The organism is Pseudomonas sp. 91RF (assembly GCF_003576265.1).
GTDB classification, from domain to species: domain Bacteria; phylum Pseudomonadota; class Gammaproteobacteria; order Pseudomonadales; family Pseudomonadaceae; genus Aquipseudomonas; species Aquipseudomonas kribbensis.
The window spans coordinates 393,363-419,433 of the sequence record NZ_QWFC01000024.1 but is presented as its reverse complement, the minus strand read 5'-3'; the positions used below and the strand labels follow the sequence as shown (position 1 = coordinate 419,433).

Here is a 26,071-nt window from a genome sequence, read left to right as displayed (position 1 = left end):
CCACAGTTTTTTTTTCAGTGAGGCTTACGAACGTGCGCGAGCCTGATTGCGCAGCGCTTTCACCTGATCATGATTGCGTTGAACGCCGTGGTACTGACGCTCGACCAGATCACGAATGCCGACCAGGTTGTGCTTGTTGATCTTCTCGATCGCTTCACGATAAGCCTTCAGGGCGTGGTCTTCACCGCGCTCGGCTTCGTTGAGCACCGCTTCTTCGTCCTTGCCAGTGAACATCGCTTTGACGTCGACCCAGCGACGATGCAAATCACCGCTGACGCTGGTGGAAGTTTCAGGATCGCCGCCCATCGAACGCACGGTCGCCTGCAACTCGGCAGCAGCGGTAGCGCAGTCGGCGGAGCGTTTCGCGAACAGGGCTTTCAGTTCAGGATGCTTGATGTCCTCAGCGCAAGTCTTGAACCCTTCCTGACCGTCCTTGCTGGTTTCGATCAGGTCGTTGAGGACGGAGATGGCTTCTTTATTCATGTCAGTCATTTTTCAATTCCTTGCGTGGGTGAGAGATACAAGGAGTGTTGCAGTGGTCGTGCCAGCTTTTTATGAGAAATTTAATTGTTAATTTTCAATGAGTTATAAATAAAACAGAAATCTGTATGCCTGTTATTTGCATGATCTGTCATTTGGCCTGCATGCAGAATGCCTGTATTTTCCAGACTGTTACGAACTCAGACGATACCCGCAATGAATCCCGAAAAACTCGAACTGCTGATCACCCGCGAAATGCCCTTCGGCAAGTACAAGGGACGGATCATCGCCGACCTCCCCGGCCCGTACCTGAACTGGTTCGCCCGGGAAGGTTTCCCTCACGGCGAACTCGGCGGCCTGCTGGCGCTGATGCAGGAAATCGATCACAACGGCCTGTCGGAGCTGCTTGAACCGCTGCGCGCAAAACACGGCAAACCCGCCCCGCGCCACTGAGGCGTCACCCTGATCCGAGTCGAGTCGACCATGCCCGATAACACCCGCCGCGCCCGAGACGAAGCCTTCTGGCAAACCTTCGCCGACCGTTACGACCGCCATCCCGCCCCCGTGAACCTGGAAAACGGCTACTTCGGGCGCATGTCGCGCACGGTGGTCGAGGACTATCAGCGCCATATCGAACAGATCAACAACAGCAACTCGATCTACGTGCGCCAACGCTTCGAACAGCACGATAGCCTCGACATCCGGGCGCAACTGGCCGAGCTGATCGGCGTGCGCGCGCAAAGCATCGCCTTCACTCAGAACGCCACCGCCGGCCTGCAGTCGCTGATCCGCAACTACAACCGCCTCGAACCTGGCGATCAAGTGCTGATCTGCGATCTGGAATACGACACGGTCAAGGGCGCCATGCGCTGGCTGGCCCGCCATCGCGGGGTCGAGGTGATCGAGATCGAGCACACTCACCCGGCCAGCTTCGACAGCCTGCTGGCGACTTACCGCGAGGCCTTCATCCGGTATCCGAAGCTCAAGCTGATGGCGCTGACACACGTCACCCACCGCACCGGACTGGTGATGCCGGTGCAGGCCATCGCCGCGCTGGCCAGGGAACATGGCGTCGATATCATCCTCGACGGCGCCCACGCCCTCGGCCAGATGGAGTTCGATCTGGAAGCACTGGGCATCGCCTTCGCCGGGTACAACCTGCACAAATGGATCGGCTCGCCGCTGACCCTGGGTTTTCTGTATATCGCTCCGCAGCGTCTGGCGGACATCGACCCGGACATGGGCGAGATGCATTTCCCGCTCAACGACATTCGCTCGCGCACGCCCTACAGCACGCCAAATATTCCGGCGCTGATGACCCTGCCACTGGTGTTCGAAGAGCACCGTGCACTCGGTGGCGCAGCGGCCAAGGGTGCACGGGTGAACTACCTGCGCAACCTGTGGGTCAGCGCCGTGCGCAACCTGCCGGGCATCGAGGTCACCACCCCGGACGACCCGCGTCTGTATTGCGGCATCACCTCGATGCGCTTTACCCGGCATGCCGACCAGCAGGCGATGGTCGAACGCATGCTCAACGACTACAACCTGTTCACCGTGGTGCGCAACGGCGCGGCCTGCGGGCCGTGCATCCGCATCACGCCGTCGTTGACCACGACGGCGGCGGAGATTCAGTCGCTGGTTCTGGCGCTGAATGAACTGCGTTAAACCGTGTATTTGTCGAAATCTTCGGGCTTGATCTGCGACGACACCGCGAAGGTGTCGATGCCGATCGTGAGGTGGCCGAAGTAGCCGTCCTCGTGGGATTCACGGCCGATCGGCCAGACCGTCAGCGTCGAGGCCTCCCCGCACATCCGGGTGTAGTAGTGGTCCTGGCAGTTGTTCAGCGGTGAGGACGCCCGCCCACGATAAGCCTTGGCGTTGAGCACACCGCGAGAAACCACCTCCGGAAAGTACAGCTGTCCGACCCAGGCCACATTGCGCTCATCAAGGTATTCGTTGCCGGCGACGATGCGCACCGCCACGTGAATGTGCAGGGCACGCCCGGCATAAAACCCCGGATAGATCGTGGTGAAACGCACCCTGCCCTTGTGATCGCTGAACTGGCCGCCACGCAGGTAAGTATCATCGTCGGTTCGTGGGATCGAGCCGATGTCTTCAACGTCGACTTCCAGATCCGGGTTGACCCGGCTCCACCCGGAATAGGCACCTCGCGCATTGCAGTGCCAGATATCCACCAGAGCGCCGCTGACCGGCTCGGCGGTCATGGCATCGACGATGGTCAGGCGCAACAGCAAAGGCAGGCCCTCGGCACCTTCGCTGATATTGCGGCGCAACAGCTTGGGATTGCGAAAATACGGCCCGGCGACTTGCTCGGGGGCCAGTTGATAAACCGATGGGGCTGAAGGCTGGTTATCCATGACGCGTTCTCTCTTCCATAAGATGAACGCAGGTTAACGCCACACGCCAAGCCAGGTGCGGTAACTATGTATCGCAAGATAACGAAAGCTTTTTCAGGCAAAAAAAAACGGTGCACCGACCAAGCGCACCGTTAAAGCCGTAGAACACACAACGAAGTGTCGGGTGAAGCGATCAGTCCAGCAGCGCCAGTGCCTCGGCGGTGCATTCCTGAATGCGGGCCCAGTCGCCGTTCTTGATCCACTCCGGATCAAGCATCCAGCTACCGCCCACGCACATGACGTTTTTCAGCGCCATGTAGCTCTTGATGTTGGCCGGGCCCACGCCGCCGGTCGGGCAGAATTTCACTTCGCCGAACGGGCCGCCGAGGGCCTTGATCGCTGCCACGCCGCCGCTGACTTCAGCCGGGAACAGCTTGAAGCGGCGATAACCCAGGCCATAGCCTTCCATGATGCCGGAGGCGTTGCTGATGCCCGGCAGCAGCGGGATCGAGCTTTCGACGCTGGCTTCCAGCAGGTCACGGGTGATGCCCGGGGTGACGATGAACTGCGAACCGGCCGCTTCGGCTGCGGCCAGCATGTTGCGGTCGAGCACGGTGCCGGCACCGGTTACCAGTTCCGGACGCTGTTCGCGCAGGATCTGGATCGCCTTGAGGCCAAACTGCGAACGCAGGGTCACTTCCAGCGCAGTCAGACCACCGGCAGCCAGGGCGTCGGCCAGCGGCAGCACGTCCTGTTCGCGGGCGATGGTGATCACCGGCAGGATCCGCGCCTTGGCGCAGAGGCTGTCGATCAGGGCAACTTTGTCCGCCATGGAAACGGTCGGGGATGGGGTTGTCATAGCGGCTGTTCCTTGGCTCATGGGCACCAGTAAATCTCTAACGTAGGTTGCAGAAACGCGCGAACCGGCATGGCGGCGACGTCGTTGGATGCCAGTGCGGCATTCAGGGTGGTCAGTTTCGACTGACCGGAAATCGACAGAATCTTGTGCTTCGCCGAAGCCAGCAGCGCCCGGCTCATGGTCAGGCGTTGACGCGGTACGCTCGGCGCCAGCATCGGCCAGCAACGACGGGTGCCATCAGTTTGCAGCGCTTCTGCCAGGTTCGGGCTGTCCGGGAACAGCGACGCGGTGTGACCGTCATCGCCCATGCCCAGCACCAGCACGTCGATGGGCGGCAACTCGGCGAGCAACCGATCGGCCTGCTCCGCAGCCTGCTCGACGTTGGCCGCCGCGCTGTAGAGGCTAAGGAACTGCGCCTTGGCCGCCGGGCCCTTGAGCAGATACTGCTTGAGCAAACCAGCGTTGCTGTCGGCGTGCTCGACCGGTACCCAGCGCTCGTCGGCCAGCGTCACGACGACCTTCGACCAGTCCAGCTCCTGCTTGGCCAGGTGCTGGAAAAACGCCACCGGGCTGCGACCGCCGGACACCACCAGCACCGCGTTGCCGCGCGCCGCCAGTGCGTCGCTCAACTGCTTGGCGACATTCAGCGCCAGACCTTCGGCGAGCAGCACCGGGCTCTTGAACTCGTGGGCATTCACGCCCGCGGGCAGTTTCACATCAGATATCGCCATACCACGACCTCCCGTCCCGCGTGATCAATGCAATGGAGCTCATCGGCCCCCACGACCCGGCCGCATACGGCTTGGGCGCGTCACCGGATTTTTTCCACCCGGCGATCAACTGGTCACACCATTTCCACGCGGCTTCGATTTCATCTTTACGGACAAACAGGTTCTGATTGCCGTTCATCACTTCCAGCAACAACCGCTCGTAGGCGTCGGGGATCCGCGCGCTGCGCCAGGTGTCGGAGAAATTCAGTTGCAACGGGCCGCTGCGCAGCTGCATGCCCTTGTCCAGGCCTTGATCCTTGGTCATCACCCGCAGGGAAATGCCTTCGTCCGGTTGCAGGCGGATGATCAGCTTGTTGCTGATCTGCAGGCGCTGCTCCGGGGCGAAGATGTAGTGCGACGGTTCCTTGAAGTGGATGACGATCTGCGACAGTTTCTGCGGCATGCGCTTGCCGGTGCGCAGGTAGAACGGCACGCCGGCCCAGCGCCAGTTGCGGATGTCGGCACGCAGGGCGACGAAGGTTTCGGTGTCGCTCTGGGTGTTGGAATTCGGTTCTTCGAGGTAACCCGGTACGGATTTGCCTTCGCTGTGGCCGGCAATGTACTGACCGCGCACTACCTGAGTGGTCAGGCCTTCCGGGCTGATCGGCGCCAGGGCCTTAAGCACTTTCACCTTTTCATCACGGATGCTGTCGGCGGACAGATCGGCCGGCGGATCCATGGCGATCAGGCAAAGCAGTTGCAGCAGGTGGTTCTGGATCATGTCGCGCAGCTGCCCGGCCTTGTCGAAATAGCCCCAGCGGCCTTCGATGCCGACCTTCTCGGCCACGGTGATTTCCACGTGGGAGATGTAATGCTGGTTCCACTGGGTTTCGAACAGGCTGTTGGCGAAACGCAGGGCGATCAGGTTCTGTACGGTCTCTTTGCCCAGGTAATGGTCGATGCGGTAGGTGCGGTTCTCCGGGAAGAATTGCGCCACGGCGTCGTTGACCTTGCGCGAAGATTCGAGGTCCGAGCCGATCGGTTTTTCCAGCACCACACGGGTGTTTTCGGCCAGACCGACCTTCGCCAGATTCTCGCAGATCGCGCCGTACACCGCCGCCGGGGTGGCGAAGTAGGCAATCATGCGTTGTTTGGTGCCGGCCAGATCGGCCAGCGCCGCGTAATCTTCAGCCTTGAGGAAGTCGACGTGCAGATAGGTCAGGCGCGCCAGAAAGCGCTCGGCCACGGCCTCATCCAGTTCCTTGCCCACGTAGCGGCGCAGTTCGGCGGCAATGAATGCCATGTGCTGCTGTTCGGTGCCTTCTTCACGGGCCAGCGCGATAATACGCGTGTCCTCGTGCAGCAGGCCGGCGCCATCCAGGTGATAAAGGGCAGGAAACAGCTTGCGCAGGGCCAGATCGCCCAGGGCGCCGAACAAGGCGAAGGTGCACGGTTCTACCGTAATCGAAGGCATGATGTTTGTTCTTTTATCAAGTTAAGCTACAAATACCTTTTTTCAAGGCATCACTCAAGGGAAAATGTAGTAATAACCACAACATTTTCGCAAAATACAGATTCCGAGTGGTGGTCGGTCGGAGCCATCAGTAGGATAGGCCACCGTCACGGGCCACATCAAAGGCCCAATTTGCATAGCCGCGCGCTTATCGGCGCCGGTGAATCTAGGAATTCTTATGGACCGCGTGCGAAATTTACTGGAACAGATCCAGAGTCGCCTTGAAGAGCTGAACAAGGCCGAACGCAAAGTCGCCGAAGTGATCCTGCTCAACCCGCAGCAGGCTACCCGCTTCAGCATCGCCGCCCTCGCACAGGCCGCCTCGGTCAGTGAACCGACGGTCAACCGTTTCTGCCGTTCATTCGGCGTCAGCGGCTACCCCGAACTTAAGCTGCAACTGGCCCAGAGCCTGGCCAGCGGCGCGGCTTACGTCAGCCGTGCAGTGGAAGCCGACGACAATCCCGAAGCCTACACCCAGAAGATTTTCGGCAGCGCCATCGCCTCGCTGGACAGCGCCTGCCAGGCGCTGGACCCGAACCTGATCAGCCGCGCCGTCGACCTGCTGATCCAGGCCCGGCAGATCCACTTCTTCGGCCTCGGCGCCTCGGCCCCGGTGGCGCTGGATGCCCAGCACAAGTTCTTCCGCTTCAACCTGGCCGTCACCGCCCACGCCGACGTGCTGATGCAACGCATGATTGCTTCAGTGGCGCACACCGGCGAGCTGTTCGTGATCATTTCCTACACCGGCCGCACCCGCGAGCTGGTGGAAGTGGCGCGCATCGCCCGGGAGAACGGCGCTTCGGTACTGGGCCTGACCGCCGAGAACTCGCCACTGGCCAAGGCCAGCACCCTGAGCCTGAACATTCCGCTGCCGGAAGACACCGACATCTATATGCCGATGACCTCGCGGATCATTCAGTTGACGGTGCTGGATGTGTTGGCGACGGGGATGACATTGCGTCGCGGGGTGGATTTCCAGCCGCATTTGCGCAAGATCAAAGAGAGCTTGAACGCCAGCCGGTATCCGGTGGGTGACGAGTTCAACTAGTTCGCGCTGATCGCTCTCACGCTTACGCGTGGGAGCAATGACTAAGCAGCGGCCCACGCCTGCAAGCTCAAATGCGCCTTCTCCCCCGGCGCCAGATGCAGGCTGTCGGTGCCCCCCGCCGCCGCTTCAACACAGACAAATTCCGAGATCTCATCCCAGGTCACGCCCAACAACGGCCGCGCCCCCGGGTGCCAGACCACCGTGTCCGCACTGTCACCGGTATCGATGCACAACTCGCGCTGCCAGGCATGATCCTTGAGCTGCAATTCGCCGTCGTGCTGGAACACCCGCTGACAGCCACCATCAACCCGCAACTCGCCTTCCTGCTGACAGACTTCACGGTTCAACTGGTCATAACCCTGCGCCCCTTCGAGCCCAGACAGCGCTATCTCACTCACATCGCCAATACGCCAGTAAGCGTGCAAAGCCTGGCTCAACTGGCACGGCATGTCGTCCTGATGCTCGGTGCTCAGGCGCAATTCCATGCGTTCGCCCAGGTGCGCGTGCAGGTCTACTTGCCAATCGCACAGCTGCAATTGCCAATGCAGGCGCACGCCGTCATCGGCGGTGCTGCTGTCGAGCAGTTTCCAGTCCAGCAATCGCGCCCAGCCATGGGAGGGCCATGCGTTTTCGCTCGGATGGCGGCCATACCACGGCCAGCAAACCGGCACACCGCCACGGATTGCGCCGACATGCGGCCACTTCGCCGCGCACCACAGCCACGGCTTTTGTCCGCGCGGCTGAAAGTGCAGCAACTGCGCACCCTGACGACTGAACACCGCCTGACACAGCGGATGGTCGATCACCAGCACATCGCGCATCTGATAGCGCTCCCAGGCGAACACCGGTCGTTCGCGCAAGGATTTGAAGAAGCGTTGCAGCGGATGCTCATGCATGGGCCACGGTTCCAGATTCAACTTTCATGGGCTGCGACACCCCTTTCCAAAAAAAAGCGGACAGCCTGGGCTGTCCGCAAATATGCGCACATAGAGAGGAGCTTATCGCAGACGCGTTAGAACGTAGACTGAATTTTCAGGCCAGCGACCAAAGCGTTGTCCACTTGATCCACGCCACCCGGGTGAGTGATGTATTGCAGGTTCGGACGCACAGTCAGCCAGTTGGTAACGTGGAAGCCGTAGTTGATCTCGTAGTTGTATTCGGTCTCGCGAATCGGCGAGAACACCGGATTGTCGTAGTCCGAAACACCGTTGGACGCGTTCAGCAGCTCGGCGTTTTTCTTCACGTCGTCGTTGACGTGGATACGCGCCGCGCCGATACCGACGTCATCCTTCGGACGGGCGTCGAACGGGCCTTTGTAGACAAACATCACCGACTGGTAGTTGTCGATGAAGTTGGTGTCCTTGTCGTGGAACGTGGCGTTGGCCGCAATGTTCAGACCACGGGAAGCGTCGCCGTTGTGGCTGGTGAGTTGCTGTTGCGCAACGAACCAGTAGCCGTGCTTGCTGCTGTGGGTGCGGTAGGCGTTGCCGGTGGTGGCTGCGTCGTTGCCGTTGATGTCTTCGCGGACGTCGGCGGCATCAGCCGTGCTCTTGTAGTAACCGACGCGGTATTCGCCCGGCAGGCTGTTGACCTTCGGCGACCAGACCAGCTCGACCGGCAGCACAGTACCGGCGGTGCCGCTGCCGCTGAGCTTGAAGCCGTTGCCGTGTTCCAGCTGCGACGGGTTCTGGTTGTACGCGCCGATCTGCGCGTAGAGCTCGTCGTTGATGTTGTACTTAACACGGATCGCGGCCTGGCTGACGGGCCAGTTGTACCAGATGTTGGTCGCCCAGTTACCGACCTGCGAGCCACAGAACGCCAGGTTCTGGAAGTCGCACGGGAAGGTGTTGAAGTCTTCGCCTTCACCGAAGTAACCGGCCTTGACGTCGAGCTTGTTGTCGAAGAACTGGTGCTGAATCCACAGTTGGGTCAGACGCACCATGTGGCCACGACCGTAGACTTCCTGCGAGGAAGACAAGGTGCCGGCACGCGGGTCGCCAACGCGGTCGTTGGAAATGTTCTGACCGTTACGGTTGGTCAGCTGGATCTTGGCCTGAGTGTTGTCCCAGCCCCAGAGTTTTTGCAGGTCCAGGGCCACGCCCAGACCGAACTGGTCGCTGTAGCGGCCGGTCTTGTCGTCGTTGTAGCCGCCGTGCAGGTTGGCGCCCATTTCGCCAACGTAGTCGGCCTTGATGTCGATGCCTTGCTCGATCAGCTTGGTCCGCTCGCCACCCCAGTCGCCCGTCATCCACTTGGAATCGGAGCTGAATGCATCGGCGGCCATGGCATTGCCGGCCATGACCAATGCGGCCGCGGCTGACACTTGGCAGATCAACCGGGCATTGACGTGTTTCTTTTTCATCCCTACATCCTCGTCTTTATTGTTATTAACTGTTTTTTTCCAACGCGGTTTACATCCCCTGCGGAAATGGGCGCGCCCACTCCCGCATTGATTTCTTACCGACCCTTGAACTGAGCGACATTGGCGCTGTGCGCTTCGGTCTTCGGCAGCCCTGCCACACCCAGGCGCTCACCGCTCTTGGCGTCGAACAGCAGCACTTTCGACGGATCGAACTGCAGGGTCAGGGTTTCGCCCACCTGCGGCGCCACGTCCGGCGCCAGTCGGCAGCAGACCTTGGTGTCGTTGAGGTTGACGAACACCAGGGTGTCCGGACCGGTCGGCTCGGTGACCTGCACTTCAGCCTTGATGCTCGGCAGGCCGTTGCCCTCGCCGTTCGCCAGCGCGATCTGCTCAGGACGCAGGCCGAGGATCACTTCGCGGTCTTCGAGACCGGCGTCCTGCATCGCCATCGGCAGCTCGCAACGGGCCTGGCCGCTGTCGAGCAGCGCCACCAGACGGCCGTCCTTGCGTTGCAGGCGCAGCGGGATGAAGTTCATCGGCGGCGAACCGATGAAGCTCGCCACGAACAGGTTGGCCGGGTCGTTGTAGATCTCTTTCGGCGTACCGAACTGCTGAATGATCCCGTCCTTCATCACCGCCACTTTATCGCCCAGGGTCATCGCTTCGATCTGGTCGTGGGTCACGTAGACCGTGGTGGTTTTCAGGCGCTGGTGCATCAGTTTCATTTCGGTGCGCATCTCGACGCGCAGCTTGGCGTCGAGGTTGGACAGCGGTTCGTCGAACAGATAAATCTTCGGCCGACGCGCCAGCGCACGACCCATGGCGACGCGCTGTTGCTGGCCACCGGAGAGCTGGCCCGGCTTGCGATTGAGCAGGTGCTCGATCTGCAGCAGCTTCGCCACGCGAGCGACTTCCTCGTCGATGGCCGACTGGCTCATCTTGCGGATCTTCAGACCGAACTCGATGTTCTCGCGCACGCTCATGGTCGGGTACAGCGCGTAGGACTGGAACACCATGGCGATGTCGCGATCTTTCGGGCTCATGCCGCTGACGTCCTGATCGCCGATCATGATCGCGCCGCCGGTGATGGTTTCCAGGCCGGCGATGCAGTTCATCAGGGTCGATTTGCCGCAGCCCGAAGGCCCGACAAGGATCAGGAACTCACCGTCCTTGATCGACAGTTCGATGTTCTTCAGGGTGTCCGGCAGGCCGGCACCGTAGGTCTTGTTTACATTGCGAAGTTCGAGCGTAGCCATGATTACCCCTTGACTGCGCCGGCCGTCAGCCCGCGCACGAAATACTTGCCTGCGACCACATAGACCAGCAGGGTCGGCAGCCCGGCGATCATCGCCGCCGCCATGTCCACGTTGTATTCCTTGGCCCCGGTGCTGGTGTTGACCAGGTTGTTCAGCGCCACCGTGATCGGTTGCGAATCACCGCTGGAGAACACCACGCCGAACAGGAAGTCGTTCCAGATCTGGGTGAACTGCCAGATCAGGCAGACCATGATGATCGGCGTCGACATCGGCAGGATGATCCGGCGGAAGATGGTGAAGAACCCCGCACCGTCCAGACGTGCAGCCTTGATCAGCGCATCCGGAATGCTCACGTAGTAATTACGGAAAAACAGCGTGGTAAACGCCAGGCCGTAGACCACGTGCACGAACACAAGGCCGGTGGTGGTGCTCGCCAGGCCCATCTTGCCAAGGGTGAACGACGCTGGCAGCAGCACGGTCTGGAACGGCAGGAAGCAGCCGAACAGCAACAGGCCGAAGAACAGCTGCGAACCCTTGAAGCGCCAGAACGACAGCACGTAGCCGTTCAGCGCACCGATGGCGGTGGAGATGATCACGGCCGGAACGGTGATCTTGATCGAGTTCCAGAAGTAGCCGTCAACGGTGGCCCAGGCTTTCACCCAGCCGATACCGCTGACCACCGTCGGCCAGCTCAGCAGGTTGCCGGTGGAGATGTCTTCCGGGGTCTTGAAGCTGGTCAACAGCATGACCACCAGCGGTACCAGATACAGCAGGACCGCGAGGATCAGCACCGCGTAGATCGCGATGCGGCTCAGGCTGATGGCCGGTTTGGAGGCGAGACTAGTCATGACGCTTGGTCCTCAGCTCGGAGTACAGGTAAGGCACGATGATCGCGAGGATCGCACCGAGCATCAGGATTGCACTGGCCGAGCCCATGCCCATCTGTCCACGGCTGAACGTGAACGAGTACATGAACATCGCCGGCAAATCGGAGGAATAACCCGGACCGCCGGCCGTCATGGCCGCCACCAGGTCGAAGCTCTTGATCGCGATGTGCGCCAGGATCATCACCGCACTGAAGAACACCGGACGCAGGCTTGGCAGCACCACTTTCCAGTAGATGCGCGGCATGCTCGCCCCGTCGATCTGGGCGGCGCGGATGATCGACTGATCAACGCCACGCAGGCCGGCGAGGAACATCGCCATGATAAAGCCCGAAGCTTGCCAGACCGCCGCGATCACCAGGCAATACACCACGCGATCCGGGTCGATCAGCCAGTCGAGACGGAAGCCTTCCCAGCCCCAGTCCCGCAGCAATTTGTCCAGGCCCATGCCCGGGTTGAGCAGCCATTTCCACGCAGTACCGGTAACGATCATCGAGAGCGCCATCGGATAGAGGTAAATGGTGCGGATGAAGCCTTCGCGACGGATTTTCTGATCGAGGAAAATCGCCAGCGTCACGCCGATCACCAGAGTGATAGCGATGAACATGCCGCCAAACACGGCCAGGTTCTTGCTCGCCACCCACCAGCGGTCGTTGTCGAACAGCCGCGCGTATTGCGCCAGACCTGCCCATTTATAGTTCGGCAGGAAGGTCGATGTGGTGAACGACAGGACAAACGTCCAGAGGATATAGCCATAGAAGCCCACCAGAACGATGAACATGCTCGGCGCCAGCACCAGTTTCGGTAGCCAGCGCTGCAATGCGTCGAACGGCGAGGCCTTGCTGAACACAGCAACAGAACTCATGGGAAGATCCAGTAGAAGGATTAAGAATTACGGATGCGATCCCTGTGGGAGCCAGCCTGCTGGCGATTGCGTTGTGTCAATTCACACTTTCGGTGGCTGACAGTCCGCTATCGCGAGCAGGCTCGCTCCTACAGGCCAAGCATTACTTGGCAGCCTTGACGGCGGTGCCGAGTTTCTTCGCAGCGTCGGCCGGGTCGGCTTTCGGGTCGTTGATGAAGTTGGTCACGACATCGAAGAACGCACCCTGTACGGCCAGGGTGGTCGCCATGTTGTGCGCCATGCTCGGCTGCAGGCCGCCGGTCTTGGCGTCTGCCAGGAAGTCCTTGGCAGCGGTCTGGGCGCAGGAATCGAAACCGTACTTGCCCATGTCGGCGAGCATGTCGTTACGCACCGGGATCGAGCCCTTGTTGATGCTGAAGACTTTCTGGAAGTTTTCACCCAGCACGACCTTGGCGATGTCCTGCTGACCGGCCGCGGTGCCCGCGTCCTTCTGCTTGAACACGGCCAGCGAGTCGATGTTGTAGGTGAACGCCTTGTCGGTGCCCGGGAAGGCTACGCACTCGTAATCCTTGCCGGCGACTTTCTTGGCAGCGGTCCATTCGGACTTGGCCCAGTCACCCATGATCTGCATGCCGGCCTTGCCGTTGATGACCTTGGCCGCTTCCAGGTTCCAGTCCTGGCCTTTGCCGTCGACGTCCATGTAGGTCGCGACTTTCTTCAGCTCGGTCAGGGCCTTGACCATTTCCGGACCGGTCAGGGCAGCGTTGTCCAGGTCGACCAGGGCTTTTTTGTAGCCATCAACGCCCATCACCGACAGCACGACCGCTTCGAACACGGTGCTGTCCTGCCAAGGCTGACCGCCGTGGGCCAGCGGGATGAAGCCCGCAGCCTTCAGCTTGTCGCCGGCGGCGTAGAATTCTTCGAGGGTGGTCGGGGCTTTGGCGATACCGGCTTTCTTGAAGACTTCCGGGTTGATCCACAGCCAGTTCACACGGTGAATGTTCACCGGCACGGCCACGTAATCACCGTCGTACTTCACGGTATCGGAGACTTTCTTGTCGAGCAGGCTGTCCCACTTCTCGGACTTGGAAACGTCCTTCAGCACGTCGGTGTCGAGCAGACCGGTGGACGCCCATTCCTGGATGTCGGGGCCTTTGATCTGGGCCACGCCCGGCGGGTTGCCGGCGACCGCACGGCTTTTCAGCACGGTCATGGCGGTCGCACCGCCACCACCGGCGACAGCGCCGTCTTTCCAGGTGAAACCGTCTTTTTCCACTTGTGCCTTGAGCACATCGACGGCGGCTTTTTCGCCACCGGACGTCCACCAATGCACGACTTCCACCGAACCTTTGGATTCGGCAGCGGAAACACTCAGGGGCAGCACAGCGAGCGGGAACAGGGAGGCGACAGAAATGACAGTAGCGAGGCGAGAAATCGCATTCATCTGAGATGTACCTTTCTTGTTGTTATGCATGCAAGTCTGGTGCTTGCGCTGCACACGAGTTTAAACAGGACGTTTCCCCTCGCAGGTAACGAAGGGACGCGCAAATGTCACCGCATGGTTACACAGGAACGGGCCGGGACAACTGTGCCAGCGCAGTCGCCATGCTCGGCGCCAGCGGCAGACGCGGGATCAGCACCGCCTGCCAGGCGTGATACAGATCCGGTTTGCCCGCCCAGATATCGGCACTTGGACGGTTCTGCGGATCGAGTTCGTGATGCCAGCTGCCGTCGCAGCGGTCGATGAAATTCGCTTCGCAGAATTCCCAGAATAGCCGGTACCAGGATTCGTACTGCGCATCGCCGGTACGTTTGAGCAACGCACTGGCGGCAGCGCTGGCTTCGGCGTGGGTCCAGTGCAGGCGATGGCGCACCACGGCTTTGTTGTCCCAGTCGAGGGTGTAGACGATGCCCGGGGCGCCATCGACGTCCCAGCCATGACGGCAGTTGTTCTCGAACAGCTTCTGCGCATCGGTGGCCAGCCAGCCCGGCGTGAGCATGCCGGCCTGGACCCGCGCTGCTTCGAGGTGCAGGAGCAGGCGCGCCCACTCGAAACCGTGGCCCGGCGTGGTGCCGAAGGGGCGGAAACCGTCGGCGGGATTGTCTTGGTTGTATTCGCGCAGCGGTTGCCAGTTTCGGTCGAAATGCTCGATCACCAGATAATCATTGGCAGCGGCGTGACCGTGAATCACCCGCTCGACGATGCGCTGCGCACGCACCAGCCAGCGCGGGTCTTCGGTGACGTCGGCGAGCGCGAGGAACGCTTCGGTGGCGTGCATGTTGCTGTTGGCGCCGCGATAGGCTTCTTCTTCACTCCAGTCACGGTTGAAGAATTCGCGCAGGGCGCCCTCTTCTTCGCTCCAGAAATAGGTGTCGATGATGTCGATGGCGTCATCCAGCAACGCCTGCGCGCCCGGTCGTTGCGCGACCACGGCGGAACTCGCCGCGAGGGCCACGAAAGCATGCAGATAAGCGTTCTTGCCGGTGTTGCCGTCGCGGTGTTCGGCGACAGCGAACCAGCCACCATGCAGCGCATCCCGCAACGGGCCACGCAGGGCCGCAATGCCGTGATCAACCAGTTCGGCAAACCCCGGCAGGCCCTGAATGTGGGCCATGGCGAAGCTGTGGGTCATGCGCGCGGTGTTCATGGTTTCGGCTTGCGCGCCGGCCTGGAGCTGGCCGCGCTCATCGAGATTGCCGAAGCCTTCGGGCAGTCGTGAAGCCTTGGCGAACGCCAGCAGGCGCAGGCCTTCGTCGGCGAGCCATTGCTGATGGGCAGGGGCATTCAGCCAACTGCTGAAGCCCGGATTGAAGTGATCCATGGATGGCCTTTTTTGTTGTTATGACTGCGGGCAGTCTAAACAACGGGCCGGGGTGGGCTTGTAACGAAGGGGGCAGGTTTTGTCACCAGTCGGTGACATTCAGATCAATCCGCCGAACGCGGCAATTGCAGGGTCACACGCAATCCGCCTTCACGCAGATTCTGCAACGTCACTTCGCCGCCATGGCTATGGGCAATGTTGCGGGCGATCCCCAACCCCAGCCCATACCCCTGCTGCTGCCCCGCCAAGCGGAAGTGCGGCTCGAACACCTGCTCCAGCCGCTGTTCCGGCACGCCTGGCCCTTCATCGTCGACATGCAGCACGAACGCACTCTCGTCATCATCGATATGCAGATGGGCGTTCTGTCCGTACTTCAGCGCATTGTCGATCAGGTTGCCAATACAGCGCTTGAGCGCCAATGGCTTGCCCGGATACGCCGCCAATGCCCGTCCCTGCTGGGTCACGCGGCCGTTGCCGTTGGGCGCCAGATAGGGTTCTACCAAGCAGTCGAGCACATGGTTCAGATCCACCGGCTCGATGTTTTCGTGGATGTCGGTGTCTTTCACGCATTGCAGCGCACCTTTGACCAGCAGCTCCAGCTCATCCAGATCACGGCCGAACTTGGTTTGCAGCTGTTCGTCTTCCAGCAGTTCGACCCGCAGTCGCAGACGGGTGATCGGCGTGCGCAGGTCATGGGAAATCGCGCTGAACAACTGACTGCGCTCGGTCAGGTAACGGCTGATGCGCTCGCGCATGGTGTTGAAGGCACGCCCCACTTCCACCACTTCGCTGCCGCCGCCCTCGGCCACCGGCTCGACGTCGGCGCCCAGCGACAAGTCCCGCGCCGCTCGCGCCAGACGCTTGAGCGGCCGGCTCTGCCAGTGCACCAGCAGACCGATGAACAGCAACAGAAAACCGCTGGTGAAGACGATGAACCACACCTGCTGGGTCGGCAGGCCCTGTTCTTCGAGACTGGTGTAAGGCTCGGGCAACAGCGAGGCGATGTACAGCCATTCACCGGGCGCCAACTGGATCTGGGTCACCAGCACTGGCGGATTCACCGGTTCCAGGGTCAGCGCGTAATGCGCCCAGGAGCGTGGCAGCTCGTCGAGTTTCAACCCGGCGTTGAAGATCCGCAGATCATCGGGGCTGACGAAAGTCACCAGAATGTCGGTGTCTTGGCCCAGAGACTGACGGAGTACTTCATCCACGGCTTGAAGCACCGCTGCCTTGCGCGGTGTAACCGGCAACACTTCCATGCCCAGCGGTTTGTCGTTCAGCGTCACCACAAATCGGGTGCCGCCCATGCTGCGCAACTGATCGAGCACCAAAGGCCGGTAAGCCACCGGCAACGAGCGGAAATAACTGACGCTGGCGGTCATCGAATGGGCGAGGCTGCGGGCGCTGGTGACCAGGCCTTCGAGCTGGGTCGCGCGCAACTGGGAAACCCAGATCACGCTGGACAGCGTCTGGGCGAACAACACCGCGAGCAATGTCAGCAGCAGCATTCGTCCGAGCAGCGAACGGGGCATCGGCACTTTGCGCGCGGTGTTGCGCAGGAACTCAGTGACCATTGCCGGCAACCACATTGGCTGCCAGTTGGTAGCCGCTGCCGCGCACGGTGCGGATCAGCCGCGGCGGCTTTTCGGTGTCGCGCAGACGCTGGCGCAAACGGCTGACCGCCATGTCGACGATACGATCAAGGGGCATCAGGTCGCGGCCACGGGTGGCGTTGCCGATGGTGTCGCGGTCGAGGATTTCCTGGGGGTGATCGAGGAACAGTTTCAGCAAGGCGAAGTCGGCGCCAGACAGAATCACTTCCTCGCCGTCGGTGTGAAACAGCCGATGGCTGACCATGTCCAGTCGCCACTCATCGAACGCCAGCACGTCACTGCCGCTGCGTTCCTGACCGAACTGGGCACGGCGCAACAGGGCTTTGATTCGGGCTTGCAACTCACGGGGGCTGAAAGGTTTGCCGAGGTAGTCGTCGGCGCCCAGCTCCAGACCGATCACCCGATCGGCCTCGTCGGAACTGGCGGTGAGCATGATGATCGGCACCTGGGCCTGACGCGGATGCTGGCGCACCCAGCGGCACAGGCTGAAGCCATCTTCATCGGGCAGCATCACATCAAGGATCACCAGATCGCTCGGCGCCTCGTTCAGCGCCTGGCGGAAACTGGCGCCGTCGGCCGTGGCCCGTACCTGAAAACCCGCGCGGGTCAGGTAGGTTTCCAGCAACTCGCGTATCTCCTGGTCGTCATCGACCAACAAAATCGACTTGTTGACTGAACTCACTTCGAAGGCATCCTTGTTGTTGGAATTGGGCGGATTATGCCTGATGTGCCGAGGGTTCCCACGCTCGGCGTGGGAATGTTCATTTACCGGATTGTTCGAGCGCCACTCCTGCACCGACCAGACCCGAGTACGGCGCGGTTACCAGCCACACCGGAATCCCCTTGAAGTAATCGCTCATGCAGCCCTTGTCGGCAAAGCTGCGGGCGAAACCGCTTTCGAGGAAGAAATCGGCAAAGCGCGGAATCACGCCGCCAACGATGTACACCCCGCCACGGCCACCAGTGGTCAGCACGTTGTTGCCGGCCACACGACCGAGCCAGCAACAGAACTGCTCCAGCACTTCCAGGGCAATCGGGTCACCGGCAAGGCCAGCTGCGGTGATCGCTTCCGGTGTGTCGAGTTTTGGCTCGTGGCCATCCACGGCGCAGATCGCCCGGTATACCCGAGGCAACCCGCCGCCGCTCAACGCGGTTTCCGCGCTGACGTGGCCGATTTCGTTGTGGATGTGCTGCCAGAGCTGGGTTTCACGCGGGCTGCTCAGCGGCAGATCGACGTGACCGCCCTCCCCCGGCAACGCGGCAAACCGGCCTTCGCCCAGATCGAGCAAAGTGCCGACGCCCAGGCCAGTACCTGGACCAATCACCACCGCCGGACGCAACGGTTCCGGCTCGCCTTCGCAGACCACGCGGAATTCGCCGGGCTGCAATCGGGTCATACCCAACGCCATCGCGGAGAAGTCGTTGACCAGCAGCAACTGCTCGACCTGCAACGCCTGGCAGAACGCCTTGCGGCTCAGGCGCCAGTGGTTGTTGGTGAACTTGAATTCATCGCCGCTCACGGGACCTGCCACCGACAGGCACACCGAACCGATGGCGCCCGGTGCCAGGCCGAGCCCGCTCAGATAGAGGGTGATCGCCTCTTCCGGGCCGGCATGGTCGGCCGTGGCCAACACCTGCACCGATTCGAGCTGCTGATCTTTCCACAACGCGAACCGCGCGTTGGTGCCTCCGATGTCACCGACCAAAGCCAGTTTCAATTAAGCGTCTCCAGGGCAGAAGTGAAGGCGCTGGCGCCCTGCTCTGCCGAGCTGAAGGCCATACGCATGAAGCCAAACAGTTCGCGACCGCTGCCGATGTTGTTGCCCAACAGGCCTTTGGCGGGTTCGCGCGCTGCAAATTCGGCGGCGTCCACCTTGAGTTCCAGGGTGCCTTTGACGCCATCGACGCGGATGATATCGCCCTCTTGCACGCGCGCCAAAGCGCCGCCGACATAAGCTTCGGGGCTGACGTGAATGGCCGCCGGGATTTTTCCCGAGGCGCCGGACATGCGTCCGTCCGTCACCAGCGCGACCTTGAAGCCGCGATCCTGCAGCACGCCGAGGAACGGCGTCATCTTGTGCAGTTCCGGCATGCCATTGGAACGAGGGCCCTGGAAGCGCATCACCGCAACGAAATCCTTCTCCAGCAAACCAGCCTTGAAAGCGTCGGCCAGATCCTGTTGATCCTGGAACACCATGGCCGGTGCCTCGACGATCTGGTTTTCCAGCGCCACGGCGGACACCTTCATCACGCCGCGACCGAGGTTGCCTTCCATCACCCGCAAGCCGCCCTCTGCCGAGAACGCACGGGCCACCGGACGCAGGATGTTTTCGTCGAGGCTTTCGGTCGGGCCTTCGCGCCACACCAGTTTGCCGTTATCGAGGAATGGCTCCTTGGTGTACTGGCTCAAGCCGTGGCCGAGCACGGTGTTGACGTCTTCGTGCAGCAGGCCGGCTTCGAGCAGTTCGCGGATCAGGAACGACATGCCACCCGCCGCCTGGAAGTGGTTGATGTCGGCCTTGCCGTTCGGATAGACGTGGCTCAGGGTCGGCACGACTTCGGAGAGGTCGGCCATGTCCTGCCAGGTCAGTTGAATGCCCGCCGCCATGGCAATGGCCGGCATGTGCAGGGTGTGGTTGGTCGAGCCGCCGGTGGCGTGCAGCGCAACGATCGAGTTGACCAGCGCCTTCTCGTCGACGATTTCGCCGATCGGCAGGAAGTTGCCGTTTTGTTTGGTCAGACGCGTGACCTGATGCGCGGCTTCGCGGGTCAGGGCCTCGCGCAGCGGCGTGTTCGGGTTGACGAAAGAAGCGCCCGGCAAGTGCAGGCCCATGACTTCCATCAGCAACTGGTTGGTGTTGGCGGTGCCGTAGAACGTGCAGGTGCCCGGGCTGTGGTAGGACTTCATTTCCGATTCCAGCAGCTCTTCGCGGGTCGCCTTGCCTTCGGCGTACTTCTGCCGCACATCGGCTTTTTCCTTGTTGGAAATCCCCGAGACCATCGGCCCGCCAGGTACGAAGATCGTCGGCAGGTGACCGAAACGCAGGGAGCCCATCATCAGGCCCGGCACGATCTTGTCGCAGATGCCAAGCATCAGCGCGCCGTCGAACATGTTGTGGGACAGCGCCACTGCCGTCGACATCGCAATCACTTCGCGGCTCGGCAGGCTCAGCTCCATGCCCGGCTCGCCCTGGGTCACGCCGTCGCACATGGCAGGCGTGCCGCCGGCGAACTGGCCGACCGAGCCGATTTCGCGCAGGGCGTTCTTGATCTGCTCCGGGAAGACTTCGTACGGCTGGTGCGCCGAAAGCATGTCGTTATAAGACGACACAATGGCGATGTTCGCCGAGTTCATCATCCGCAGGCTGTGCTTGTCTTCACTGCCACACCCGGCCACGCCGTGGGCGAAGTTGGCGCATTGCAGCTTGCCGCGCATCGGCCCGTCGGTTGCGGCGCCGCGAATGAGCGCAAGGTAAGCCTGACGCGTGGCGCGGCTGCGGGCGATAAGCCGTTCGGTGACCTCAAGAACGCGGGGATGCATGTGTAGAACTCCAGGCTAACGGATGTGGCGACCTGATTGTCTATGCTGACCAAAGCGCCCGCACGCGTGAGATGACGGGCGGTTTCCTTGACCATTCGGACCAGTTGATTCAGGTCACTCGTTGTAGATAAAACAAAATATTGCCACTAAAAAGGCTTGTTTTCTATTTTTATGCGAATAATCTTGTAATTCCAACAACAAAACGACGGCGGCGCTGTTCAATGACTCTTCGAATCGCAATCAATGGTTTTGGCCGCATCGGCCGTAATGTCCTGCGCGCACTGTATACCCAAGGCTATCGACAGGATTTGCAGATCGTCGCCATCAACGATCTGGGCGACAGCGCGATCAATGCGCACTTGCTCAAATACGATACCGTTCACGGCACGTTCGATGCCGAAGTTGCGCACGACAACGAGAGTCTGACCGTCAACGGTGACCGTATTTCGGTCAGCGCCATCCGCAACCCGGCCGAGCTTCCATGGGCTGCAGAAAAGATTGATGTGGTCTTCGATTGTACCGGTCTGTTCACCGACCGGGCCAAAGCCGCCGCGCATATTACTGCCGGTGCGCGCAAAGTCATCATCTCGGCCCCGGCCAAGGGCGCCGATGCCACTGTCGTCTATGGCGTGAACCACGACATCCTGCGCCAGTCGCACCAGATCATTTCCAACGCCTCGTGCACCACCAACTGCCTGGCCCCCGTGGCCCAGGTGCTGCACCGCGAACTGGGCATCGAAAGCGGTCTGATGACCACCATTCACGCCTACACCAACGACCAGAACCTGACCGACGTTTATCACACCGACCCGTACCGCGCCCGCTCCGCCACGCAGAACATGATCCCGAGCAAGACTGGCGCTGCCGAAGCCGTGGGCCTGGTGCTGCCGGAACTGGCGGGCAAGCTGACCGGCATGGCCGTGCGTGTGCCGGTGATCAATGTGTCGCTGGTTGACCTGACTGTGCAGCTGAAGCGCGAAGCCTCGGCCGATGAAGTCAACGCACTGATGAAAGCCGCGAGTCAGCATTCGAAAATCCTCGGCTACAACACCCTGCCGCTGGTATCGAGCGACTTCAACCACAATCCGCTGTCGTCGATCTTCGACGCCAACCACACCAAATCCAGCGGCAAACTGCTGAAAGTGCTGGCCTGGTACGACAATGAGTGGGGCTTCTCCAATCGTATGCTCGATAACTGCCTGGCGCTGTGCAACGCGGAATAAAACCACAATCCCTGTGGGAGCGAGCCTGCTCGCGAAAGCGGTGTATCAGCCAGCATAAATGTTGAATGACACATCGCATTCGCGAGCAGGCTCGCTCCCACAGGTTTTCGATTTCAATTTGAAATCAGGGCTTGACCATCCGACTAGATGATAAGCATTATCATTCGCTCGAAATAGATCAGGTCCTCCCGTGAGTCAGTCGCAGTTCAATCACGTTTTCCTCGCCCAGCGCACTTCATTGCTGCGAACGCTGGAGCGCATGGTCAACAACCACAGCACCGCCGAAGACCTGTTGCAGGAAACCTACCTGCGCGTCACGCGGGCGCTGAGCGAACGGGCCATCGATCACCTTGAACCCTTTGTCTTCCAGACCGCGCGCAACCTGGCGCTGGACCACTTGCGTGCGCGAAAGATCCACTCACGCACCATGGTCGACGACGTGCCGCAGGACGTGGTGCACAGCGTCGCCGCCCCCGCCAGCAGCGCCGAAGACGCCGCCCACGCCGAACAATTGCTGGAGCGCTTGAACGTGAGCCTCGGTGAACTCAGCCCCCGTCAGCAGCAAATCTTCATCCTCAGCCGCCTGCACGGGCACAGCTATCAGGAAATAGCCGAAGAACTCAGCGTGTCCCTCAGCACGGTGCAGAAAGAACTCAAACTGATAATGACCATTTGCATCGGTGTCGCCGAGCGCTTGAATGGCGACTGATGCCGTAGGCCTTTTCGGTAAACGACAGGATCGACTGCACTGATCATCGGCCTTTGTTACCCTTGCCCGACTTTTACGCTTCACTAAAAAAACAGCCGTGCACAGACACTGCCGAGGAAACACCGTGACGGACACCCACCGCCCTCCTTCGCCCGACACGGCGCAGGACGCCGCCAACGCAATGGACCAGGCTCTGGACTGGCTCATCGTGCTCGGCAGCCCGGACGAGGAGCAGACCCGGCAGTTTCATGCCTGGCTGGCGGCCGATCCGTTGAACGCCCAGGCATTCGCCAAGGCCCAGTCAATCTGGGACGGTCCGCAGATCGCCCAGTGCGCACAAGACCTCGCGGCCAGACCGAAGAAAGTCACCGTCCTCACACGCCTGCGCCCGCACTGGAAACCGCTGGCCACCGCTGCGGTGCTGATTCTCGGTCTGTTCAGTTTCAGTAACCTGCCGATGCGTCTGCAGGCCGATCACCTGACCGTGGTCGGCGAGCGGCAACGTTTGCAACTTGAGGACGGTTCGAAAGTCCTGCTCAACACCAATTCCGCCTTCTCCAGCACGATCAACGATCGTCAGCGCGTGGCGCGCCTGTATCAGGGCGAAGCGTTTTTCGAGATCCCGGCCAGCCGCAACCAGCCGCTGGAAATCGACGCCGGGCCGGTAAAAGCCAGCGTGCGCGACACCGCGTTCGCCGTGCGTTATCTGGACGGTGTGGCGCAGGTTCGGGTGCAGCGTGGCGATGTCGATCTGCGCGCGACCCGCGACGATGCGCGGGTACGCCTGTCCGCTGGGGAAAGCATCCGCATCGGTCCAAACGGTTTCGACCGGCCGGCCAAGGTCGACGCCGCTACGGATCTGGCGTGGGTGCAGGGTCGGTTGATCTTCGAAAACTGCCCGTTGAACCAGGTGCTGGCGGAACTGCGCCGCTACTACCCGGGTTTCATCATCAACACCAACGAACACCTGGCCGACGTCGCCGTCACCGGCAATTACCGCCTCGACCAGCCGCTGGACGTGGTGCGTTCGCTCGCTCACATCACCTCGGCCAAGCTTCAGGAGTTCCCGGCGCTGGTGATCCTGAACTAAATGAGAATTATTTTTACTCGATAGCCAAAGCTCGTTCGTCTCGTTATAGCCAATGCAATTGATTCGCATCTTCGGACGTGAATCAGCACCTATAAAGATTCGTGCGACACGGAGCGCTATCGATGTCCTCACGCCTTACCCGCCAGACTTCTTCCCCTTCCCGCGTGCTGTCGTTGCTGACCGCCGCCATCCTGATGGCCGGCACCGCGCCACTGATGGCCGCCACCGAGCAACCGGCACGCAACATGGGCGATTACTCGTTCGCCATCGGCCAGCAATCGCTGGTGTCGGCGCTCAACGCGTTCACCGCCGTCACCGGCTGGCAGGTCGGCTTGCCGGCTGAATTGGGTAAAGGCGTGTCGTCGCCGGGCGTGCGCGGTTCGCTGCCACCGGAAAAAGCCCTGGAGCGTCTGTTGGTGGGGACCAACCTGAGCTTCCGCAAGCTGAGCAACAACAATGTCGTGCTGGAAAAACGCAACAACAGCGGCGCGCTCAACCTCGATCAGGTAACCATCAGCGCCACCCGTCAGGAACAGTCGGTCAACAGCGTGCCGGCCACCGTCACCGTACAGACCCGTCAGGACCTGGACCGCAACAACGTCAACACCATCAAGGATCTGGTGCGCTACGAGCCGGGCGTGTCCGTCGGCGGCGCCGGTCAGCGCGGCGGTATCAGCGGTTACAACATTCGCGGCATCGACGGTGACCGCATCCTGACTCAAGTGGATGGTGTCGAAGTACCGGACGGCTTCTTCAACGGCCCGTACGCCAAGACCCAGCGCAATTACGTCGACCCGGAAATCGTCAAACGCGTGGAAATCCTCCGCGGTCCGGCCTCGGTGCTGTACGGCAGCAACGCCATCGGCGGCGCGGTCAGCTACTACACCCTCGACCCGGACGACATCATCAAGCCCGGCCAAGACGTCGGCGCCCGCCTGAAGACCGGCTACAGCTCCGCCGACGACAGCTGGCTGAAATCCGCCACCGTTGCCGGTCGCGCCGAGCAGTTCGACGGCTTGCTGCACTACAGCCAGCGCGATGGTCATGAAACCGATTCCTACGGCAGCAACAACGGCACCGGTCTTGAGCGCACCGCCGCCAACCCGGAAGACGTGAAAGCCTCCAACGTGCTGGCCAAGATCGGCTGGAACTACAACGAAGGTTCGCGTCTGGGCCTGACCTACGAGAAGTACAAGGATGATCGCGACACCGATCAGAAAAGTGCTTACGGCGGCCCGTTCTTCAATGGCGCTCCGACCATTCCGAACAGCGTGCTGCCCGGCGGCATGTACCAGTGGCGTACCGGCAACGACACCGTCACCCGTGAGCGTTTCGGCCTGGAACACAGCTTCGCCCTCGACAGCCTGCTGGCCGACAACGTGAAGTGGAGCCTCAACCACCAGGTCGCCAAGACCGACCAGAGCACCGAAGAGTTCTACTACCCGATGACCCGTAAAGTGCTGCGTACCCGCGACACGATCTACGAGGAAAAACAGTGGGTGTTCGATGCGCAACTGGACAAGGCATTCGCTATCGGTGACACCGATCACGTGCTGACCTACGGCACCACGATCAAACAGCAGAAAGTCACCGGTTCACGCAGCGGCGACGGCAAGTGCCTGGCAGTCGGTCGCGGCTGCACCGCCATCGGCGCCACCAGTGCGGCGGACGTGCTGAAGAAGTCCAGCGACTTCCCGGACCCGACCATCAACACCTACAGCCTGTTCGCCCAGGATCAGATCAGCTGGAACAAGTGGACCTTCCTGCCCGGCCTGCGCTACGACTACACCCAGCTCAAGCCGCACATCACTCAGGAATTCCTCAACACCGTGGCTGCCGATGGCAAAGGCACGGTCAGCGACGAGAACAAGACCTGGCATAAAGTCTCGCCGAAATTCGGCCTGACCTACGCCCTGACCGACAACTACACCTGGTACGGCCAGTACGCCGAAGGCTTCCGCACTCCGACCGCGAAAGCGCTGTACGGTCGCTTCGAGAACAGCACCACCGGCTACAACGTGGCGCCGAACCCGGACCTGGAACCGGAAAAAAGCAAAAGCTATGAAACCGGCCTGCGCGGCAACTTCGAGCAAGGCTCGTTCGACGTGGCGGTGTTCTATAACAAGTACCGCGACTTCATCAATGAAGACGCCGTCACCCCGGGCTATAGCGAGCTGACCTTCCAGTCCAGCAACATCAAGCACGCCACCATCAAGGGTGCCGAAGTCAAAGGTCGCCTGAACCTGGATTCCTTCGGTGCGCCGCAAGGTCTGTACACCCAGGGTTCGATCTCCTACGCCTACGGACGTAACAACGACAACGGCGAGCCGTTGAACAGCGTCAATCCGCTGACCGGCGTATTCGGTCTGGGTTATGACCAGGACAACTACGGCGGCCTGCTGAGCTGGACCGTGGTGAAGAAAAAGGATCGCGTCGACGACACCAACTTCAAGTCGCCGGACGGTGTCAGCAGTCAATTCAAGTCCCCGGGCTTCGGCATTCTCGATCTGGCCGGCTACTACAAGGTCACCGACGACGTCACCGTCAGCGGCGGCATCTACAACCTGACCGACAAGAAGTACTGGTTGTGGGATGACGTGCGCGGTTACGACAGCGTCGGCGAAGCGTCGGTGACACAACCGGCCAACCTCGATCGCCTGACCCAGCCGGGTCGCAACTTCGCGATCAACCTGGTCTGGGACATCTGATCCGGATGACCTCACGGCGCGTGCATTGTCG

Annotated in this window: 23 protein-coding genes; 7 read left to right on the top strand and 16 right to left on the bottom strand. The window is 61.0% G+C overall.

The features are described 5' to 3' along the window. Positions 1-24: 24 nt before the first annotated feature. Entirely contained in the window at positions 25-492 is a 468-nt protein-coding gene (locus DXT77_RS13090; protein WP_025112834.1) for a PA2169 family four-helix-bundle protein, read from the bottom strand. Positions 493-696: 204 nt separating this feature from the next. Between DXT77_RS13090 and DXT77_RS13085 the strand changes: the two genes are divergently transcribed. After that, positions 697-933, top strand: a complete 237-nt coding sequence (locus DXT77_RS13085; protein WP_003213031.1) for a DUF3820 family protein — start codon at positions 697-699, stop codon at positions 931-933. Between the two features lie 30 nt (positions 934-963). After that, positions 964-2,145, top strand: a complete 1,182-nt coding sequence (locus tag DXT77_RS13080; protein ID WP_119427883.1) for an aminotransferase class V-fold PLP-dependent enzyme — start codon at positions 964-966, stop codon at positions 2,143-2,145. Here DXT77_RS13080 and DXT77_RS13075 read toward each other — a convergent pair. From DXT77_RS13075 to zwf, 4 genes are all read right to left on the bottom strand, one after another. Beyond that, positions 2,142-2,858 (bottom strand): intradiol ring-cleavage dioxygenase, encoded by a 717-nt coding sequence (locus DXT77_RS13075; RefSeq protein ID WP_119427882.1) that lies wholly within the window; start codon positions 2,856-2,858, stop codon positions 2,142-2,144. The genes DXT77_RS13080 and DXT77_RS13075 overlap by 4 nt on opposite strands. 172 nt (positions 2,859-3,030) lie before the next feature. Then, on the bottom strand, positions 3,031-3,696 hold the full coding sequence (locus tag DXT77_RS13070) for a bifunctional 4-hydroxy-2-oxoglutarate aldolase/2-dehydro-3-deoxy-phosphogluconate aldolase (protein WP_119427881.1): 666 nt from the start codon (positions 3,694-3,696) through the stop codon (positions 3,031-3,033). A gap of 17 nt (positions 3,697-3,713) precedes the next feature. Then, the gene (pgl, locus tag DXT77_RS13065) at positions 3,714-4,427 is read right to left on the bottom strand and encodes a 6-phosphogluconolactonase (RefSeq protein ID WP_119427880.1); all 714 of its coding nucleotides are present in this window, start codon (positions 4,425-4,427) and stop codon (positions 3,714-3,716) included. Next, positions 4,414-5,880, bottom strand: coding sequence for a glucose-6-phosphate dehydrogenase (gene zwf, locus DXT77_RS13060; protein WP_114885036.1), 1,467 nt, complete (start codon positions 5,878-5,880; stop codon positions 4,414-4,416). Before zwf ends, pgl begins: the two co-directional genes overlap by 14 nt. Positions 5,881-6,106: 226 nt before the next feature. On the opposite strand from zwf, the gene DXT77_RS13055 reads away from it, so the two are divergent. Further along, positions 6,107-6,967: a MurR/RpiR family transcriptional regulator gene (locus tag DXT77_RS13055; RefSeq protein ID WP_169842436.1), complete on the top strand. Its 861-nt coding sequence runs from the start codon at positions 6,107-6,109 to the stop codon at positions 6,965-6,967. A 41-nt stretch (positions 6,968-7,008) separates the two neighbouring features. Here the strand turns inward: DXT77_RS13055 and DXT77_RS13050 are convergent, their stop codons facing one another. The 11 genes from DXT77_RS13050 to edd all read right to left on the bottom strand — a co-directional run bounded on the left by DXT77_RS13050 (position 7,009) and on the right by edd (position 20,310). Beyond that, positions 7,009-7,863 carry a D-hexose-6-phosphate mutarotase gene (locus DXT77_RS13050; RefSeq protein ID WP_119427879.1) on the bottom strand — a complete coding sequence of 285 codons (855 nt, stop codon included), beginning with the start codon at positions 7,861-7,863 and terminating at the stop codon, positions 7,009-7,011. A gap of 116 nt (positions 7,864-7,979) precedes the next feature. After that, positions 7,980-9,329 carry a carbohydrate porin gene (locus tag DXT77_RS13045; RefSeq protein WP_119427878.1) on the bottom strand — a complete coding sequence of 450 codons (1,350 nt, stop codon included), beginning with the start codon at positions 9,327-9,329 and terminating at the stop codon, positions 7,980-7,982. 95 nt (positions 9,330-9,424) lie between these two features. Further along, on the bottom strand, positions 9,425-10,585 hold the full coding sequence (locus DXT77_RS13040; protein ID WP_085709655.1) for an ABC transporter ATP-binding protein: 1,161 nt from the start codon (positions 10,583-10,585) through the stop codon (positions 9,425-9,427). A gap of 2 nt (positions 10,586-10,587) precedes the next feature. Next, complete coding sequence (locus DXT77_RS13035) at positions 10,588-11,433, bottom strand: carbohydrate ABC transporter permease (protein ID WP_085709654.1); 846 nt, start codon at positions 11,431-11,433, stop codon at positions 10,588-10,590. After that, positions 11,426-12,334 carry a carbohydrate ABC transporter permease gene (locus tag DXT77_RS13030; RefSeq protein WP_085709653.1) on the bottom strand — a complete coding sequence of 303 codons (909 nt, stop codon included), beginning with the start codon at positions 12,332-12,334 and terminating at the stop codon, positions 11,426-11,428. The genes DXT77_RS13035 and DXT77_RS13030 overlap by 8 nt, the downstream gene beginning before the upstream one ends. A 142-nt stretch (positions 12,335-12,476) precedes the next feature. After that, the gene (locus DXT77_RS13025) at positions 12,477-13,778 is read right to left on the bottom strand and encodes an ABC transporter substrate-binding protein (RefSeq protein WP_085709652.1); all 1,302 of its coding nucleotides are present in this window, start codon (positions 13,776-13,778) and stop codon (positions 12,477-12,479) included. A gap of 118 nt (positions 13,779-13,896) precedes the next feature. Beyond that, positions 13,897-15,156 (bottom strand): AGE family epimerase/isomerase, encoded by a 1,260-nt coding sequence (locus DXT77_RS13020; RefSeq protein WP_119427877.1) that lies wholly within the window; start codon positions 15,154-15,156, stop codon positions 13,897-13,899. A gap of 104 nt (positions 15,157-15,260) precedes the next feature. Next, complete coding sequence (locus tag DXT77_RS13015) at positions 15,261-16,688, bottom strand: ATP-binding protein (protein WP_162803532.1); 1,428 nt, start codon at positions 16,686-16,688, stop codon at positions 15,261-15,263. 31 nt (positions 16,689-16,719) lie between these two features. Further along, complete coding sequence (locus tag DXT77_RS13010; RefSeq protein WP_003227460.1) at positions 16,720-17,451, bottom strand: response regulator; 732 nt, start codon at positions 17,449-17,451, stop codon at positions 16,720-16,722. A 79-nt stretch (positions 17,452-17,530) separates the two neighbouring features. Then, positions 17,531-18,487 carry a glucokinase gene (locus DXT77_RS13005; protein ID WP_119427876.1) on the bottom strand — a complete coding sequence of 319 codons (957 nt, stop codon included), beginning with the start codon at positions 18,485-18,487 and terminating at the stop codon, positions 17,531-17,533. Next, positions 18,484-20,310, bottom strand: a complete 1,827-nt coding sequence (gene edd, locus DXT77_RS13000; protein WP_119427875.1) for a phosphogluconate dehydratase — start codon at positions 20,308-20,310, stop codon at positions 18,484-18,486. Before edd ends, DXT77_RS13005 begins: the two co-directional genes overlap by 4 nt. Before the next feature lie 221 nt (positions 20,311-20,531). On the opposite strand from edd, the gene gap reads away from it, so the two are divergent. The 4 genes from gap to DXT77_RS12980 all read left to right on the top strand — a co-directional run bounded on the left by gap (position 20,532) and on the right by DXT77_RS12980 (position 26,040). Continuing rightward, the gene (gene gap, locus DXT77_RS12995) at positions 20,532-21,533 is read left to right on the top strand and encodes a type I glyceraldehyde-3-phosphate dehydrogenase (protein WP_119427874.1); all 1,002 of its coding nucleotides are present in this window, start codon (positions 20,532-20,534) and stop codon (positions 21,531-21,533) included. 190 nt (positions 21,534-21,723) lie between these two features. Then, the gene (locus DXT77_RS12990) at positions 21,724-22,242 is read left to right on the top strand and encodes an RNA polymerase sigma factor (protein ID WP_085709647.1); all 519 of its coding nucleotides are present in this window, start codon (positions 21,724-21,726) and stop codon (positions 22,240-22,242) included. 124 nt (positions 22,243-22,366) lie between these two features. After that, positions 22,367-23,332 (top strand): FecR domain-containing protein, encoded by a 966-nt coding sequence (locus tag DXT77_RS12985; protein WP_119427873.1) that lies wholly within the window; start codon positions 22,367-22,369, stop codon positions 23,330-23,332. A 122-nt stretch (positions 23,333-23,454) separates the two neighbouring features. Continuing rightward, on the top strand, positions 23,455-26,040 hold the full coding sequence (locus DXT77_RS12980; RefSeq protein ID WP_119427872.1) for a TonB-dependent receptor: 2,586 nt from the start codon (positions 23,455-23,457) through the stop codon (positions 26,038-26,040). Positions 26,041-26,071: the final 31 nt, after the last annotated feature.

Coding starts and splice junctions, on each gene's coding strand:
- gap (WP_119427874.1), top strand. CDS start 20,532: ATGACTCTTCGAATCGCAATCAATGGTTTTGGCCGCATCGGCCGTAAT.
- DXT77_RS13015 (WP_162803532.1), bottom strand. CDS start 16,688: ATGCCCCGTTCGCTGCTCGGACGAATGCTGCTGCTGACATTGCTCGCG.
- DXT77_RS13080 (WP_119427883.1), top strand. CDS start 964: ATGCCCGATAACACCCGCCGCGCCCGAGACGAAGCCTTCTGGCAAACC.
- DXT77_RS13070 (WP_119427881.1), bottom strand. CDS start 3,696: ATGACAACCCCATCCCCGACCGTTTCCATGGCGGACAAAGTTGCCCTG.
- DXT77_RS13025 (WP_085709652.1), bottom strand. CDS start 13,778: ATGAATGCGATTTCTCGCCTCGCTACTGTCATTTCTGTCGCCTCCCTG.
- DXT77_RS13035 (WP_085709654.1), bottom strand. CDS start 11,433: ATGACTAGTCTCGCCTCCAAACCGGCCATCAGCCTGAGCCGCATCGCG.
- pgl (WP_119427880.1), bottom strand. CDS start 4,427: ATGGCGATATCTGATGTGAAACTGCCCGCGGGCGTGAATGCCCACGAG.
- DXT77_RS13045 (WP_119427878.1), bottom strand. CDS start 9,329: ATGAAAAAGAAACACGTCAATGCCCGGTTGATCTGCCAAGTGTCAGCC.
- DXT77_RS13085 (WP_003213031.1), top strand. CDS start 697: ATGAATCCCGAAAAACTCGAACTGCTGATCACCCGCGAAATGCCCTTC.
- edd (WP_119427875.1), bottom strand. CDS start 20,310: ATGCATCCCCGCGTTCTTGAGGTCACCGAACGGCTTATCGCCCGCAGC.
- DXT77_RS13050 (WP_119427879.1), bottom strand. CDS start 7,863: ATGCATGAGCATCCGCTGCAACGCTTCTTCAAATCCTTGCGCGAACGA.
- DXT77_RS13090 (WP_025112834.1), bottom strand. CDS start 492: ATGACTGACATGAATAAAGAAGCCATCTCCGTCCTCAACGACCTGATC.
- DXT77_RS13075 (WP_119427882.1), bottom strand. CDS start 2,858: ATGGATAACCAGCCTTCAGCCCCATCGGTTTATCAACTGGCCCCCGAG.
- DXT77_RS13020 (WP_119427877.1), bottom strand. CDS start 15,156: ATGGATCACTTCAATCCGGGCTTCAGCAGTTGGCTGAATGCCCCTGCC.
- DXT77_RS12980 (WP_119427872.1), top strand. CDS start 23,455: ATGTCCTCACGCCTTACCCGCCAGACTTCTTCCCCTTCCCGCGTGCTG.
- DXT77_RS13030 (WP_085709653.1), bottom strand. CDS start 12,334: ATGAGTTCTGTTGCTGTGTTCAGCAAGGCCTCGCCGTTCGACGCATTG.
- DXT77_RS13040 (WP_085709655.1), bottom strand. CDS start 10,585: ATGGCTACGCTCGAACTTCGCAATGTAAACAAGACCTACGGTGCCGGC.
- zwf (WP_114885036.1), bottom strand. CDS start 5,880: ATGCCTTCGATTACGGTAGAACCGTGCACCTTCGCCTTGTTCGGCGCC.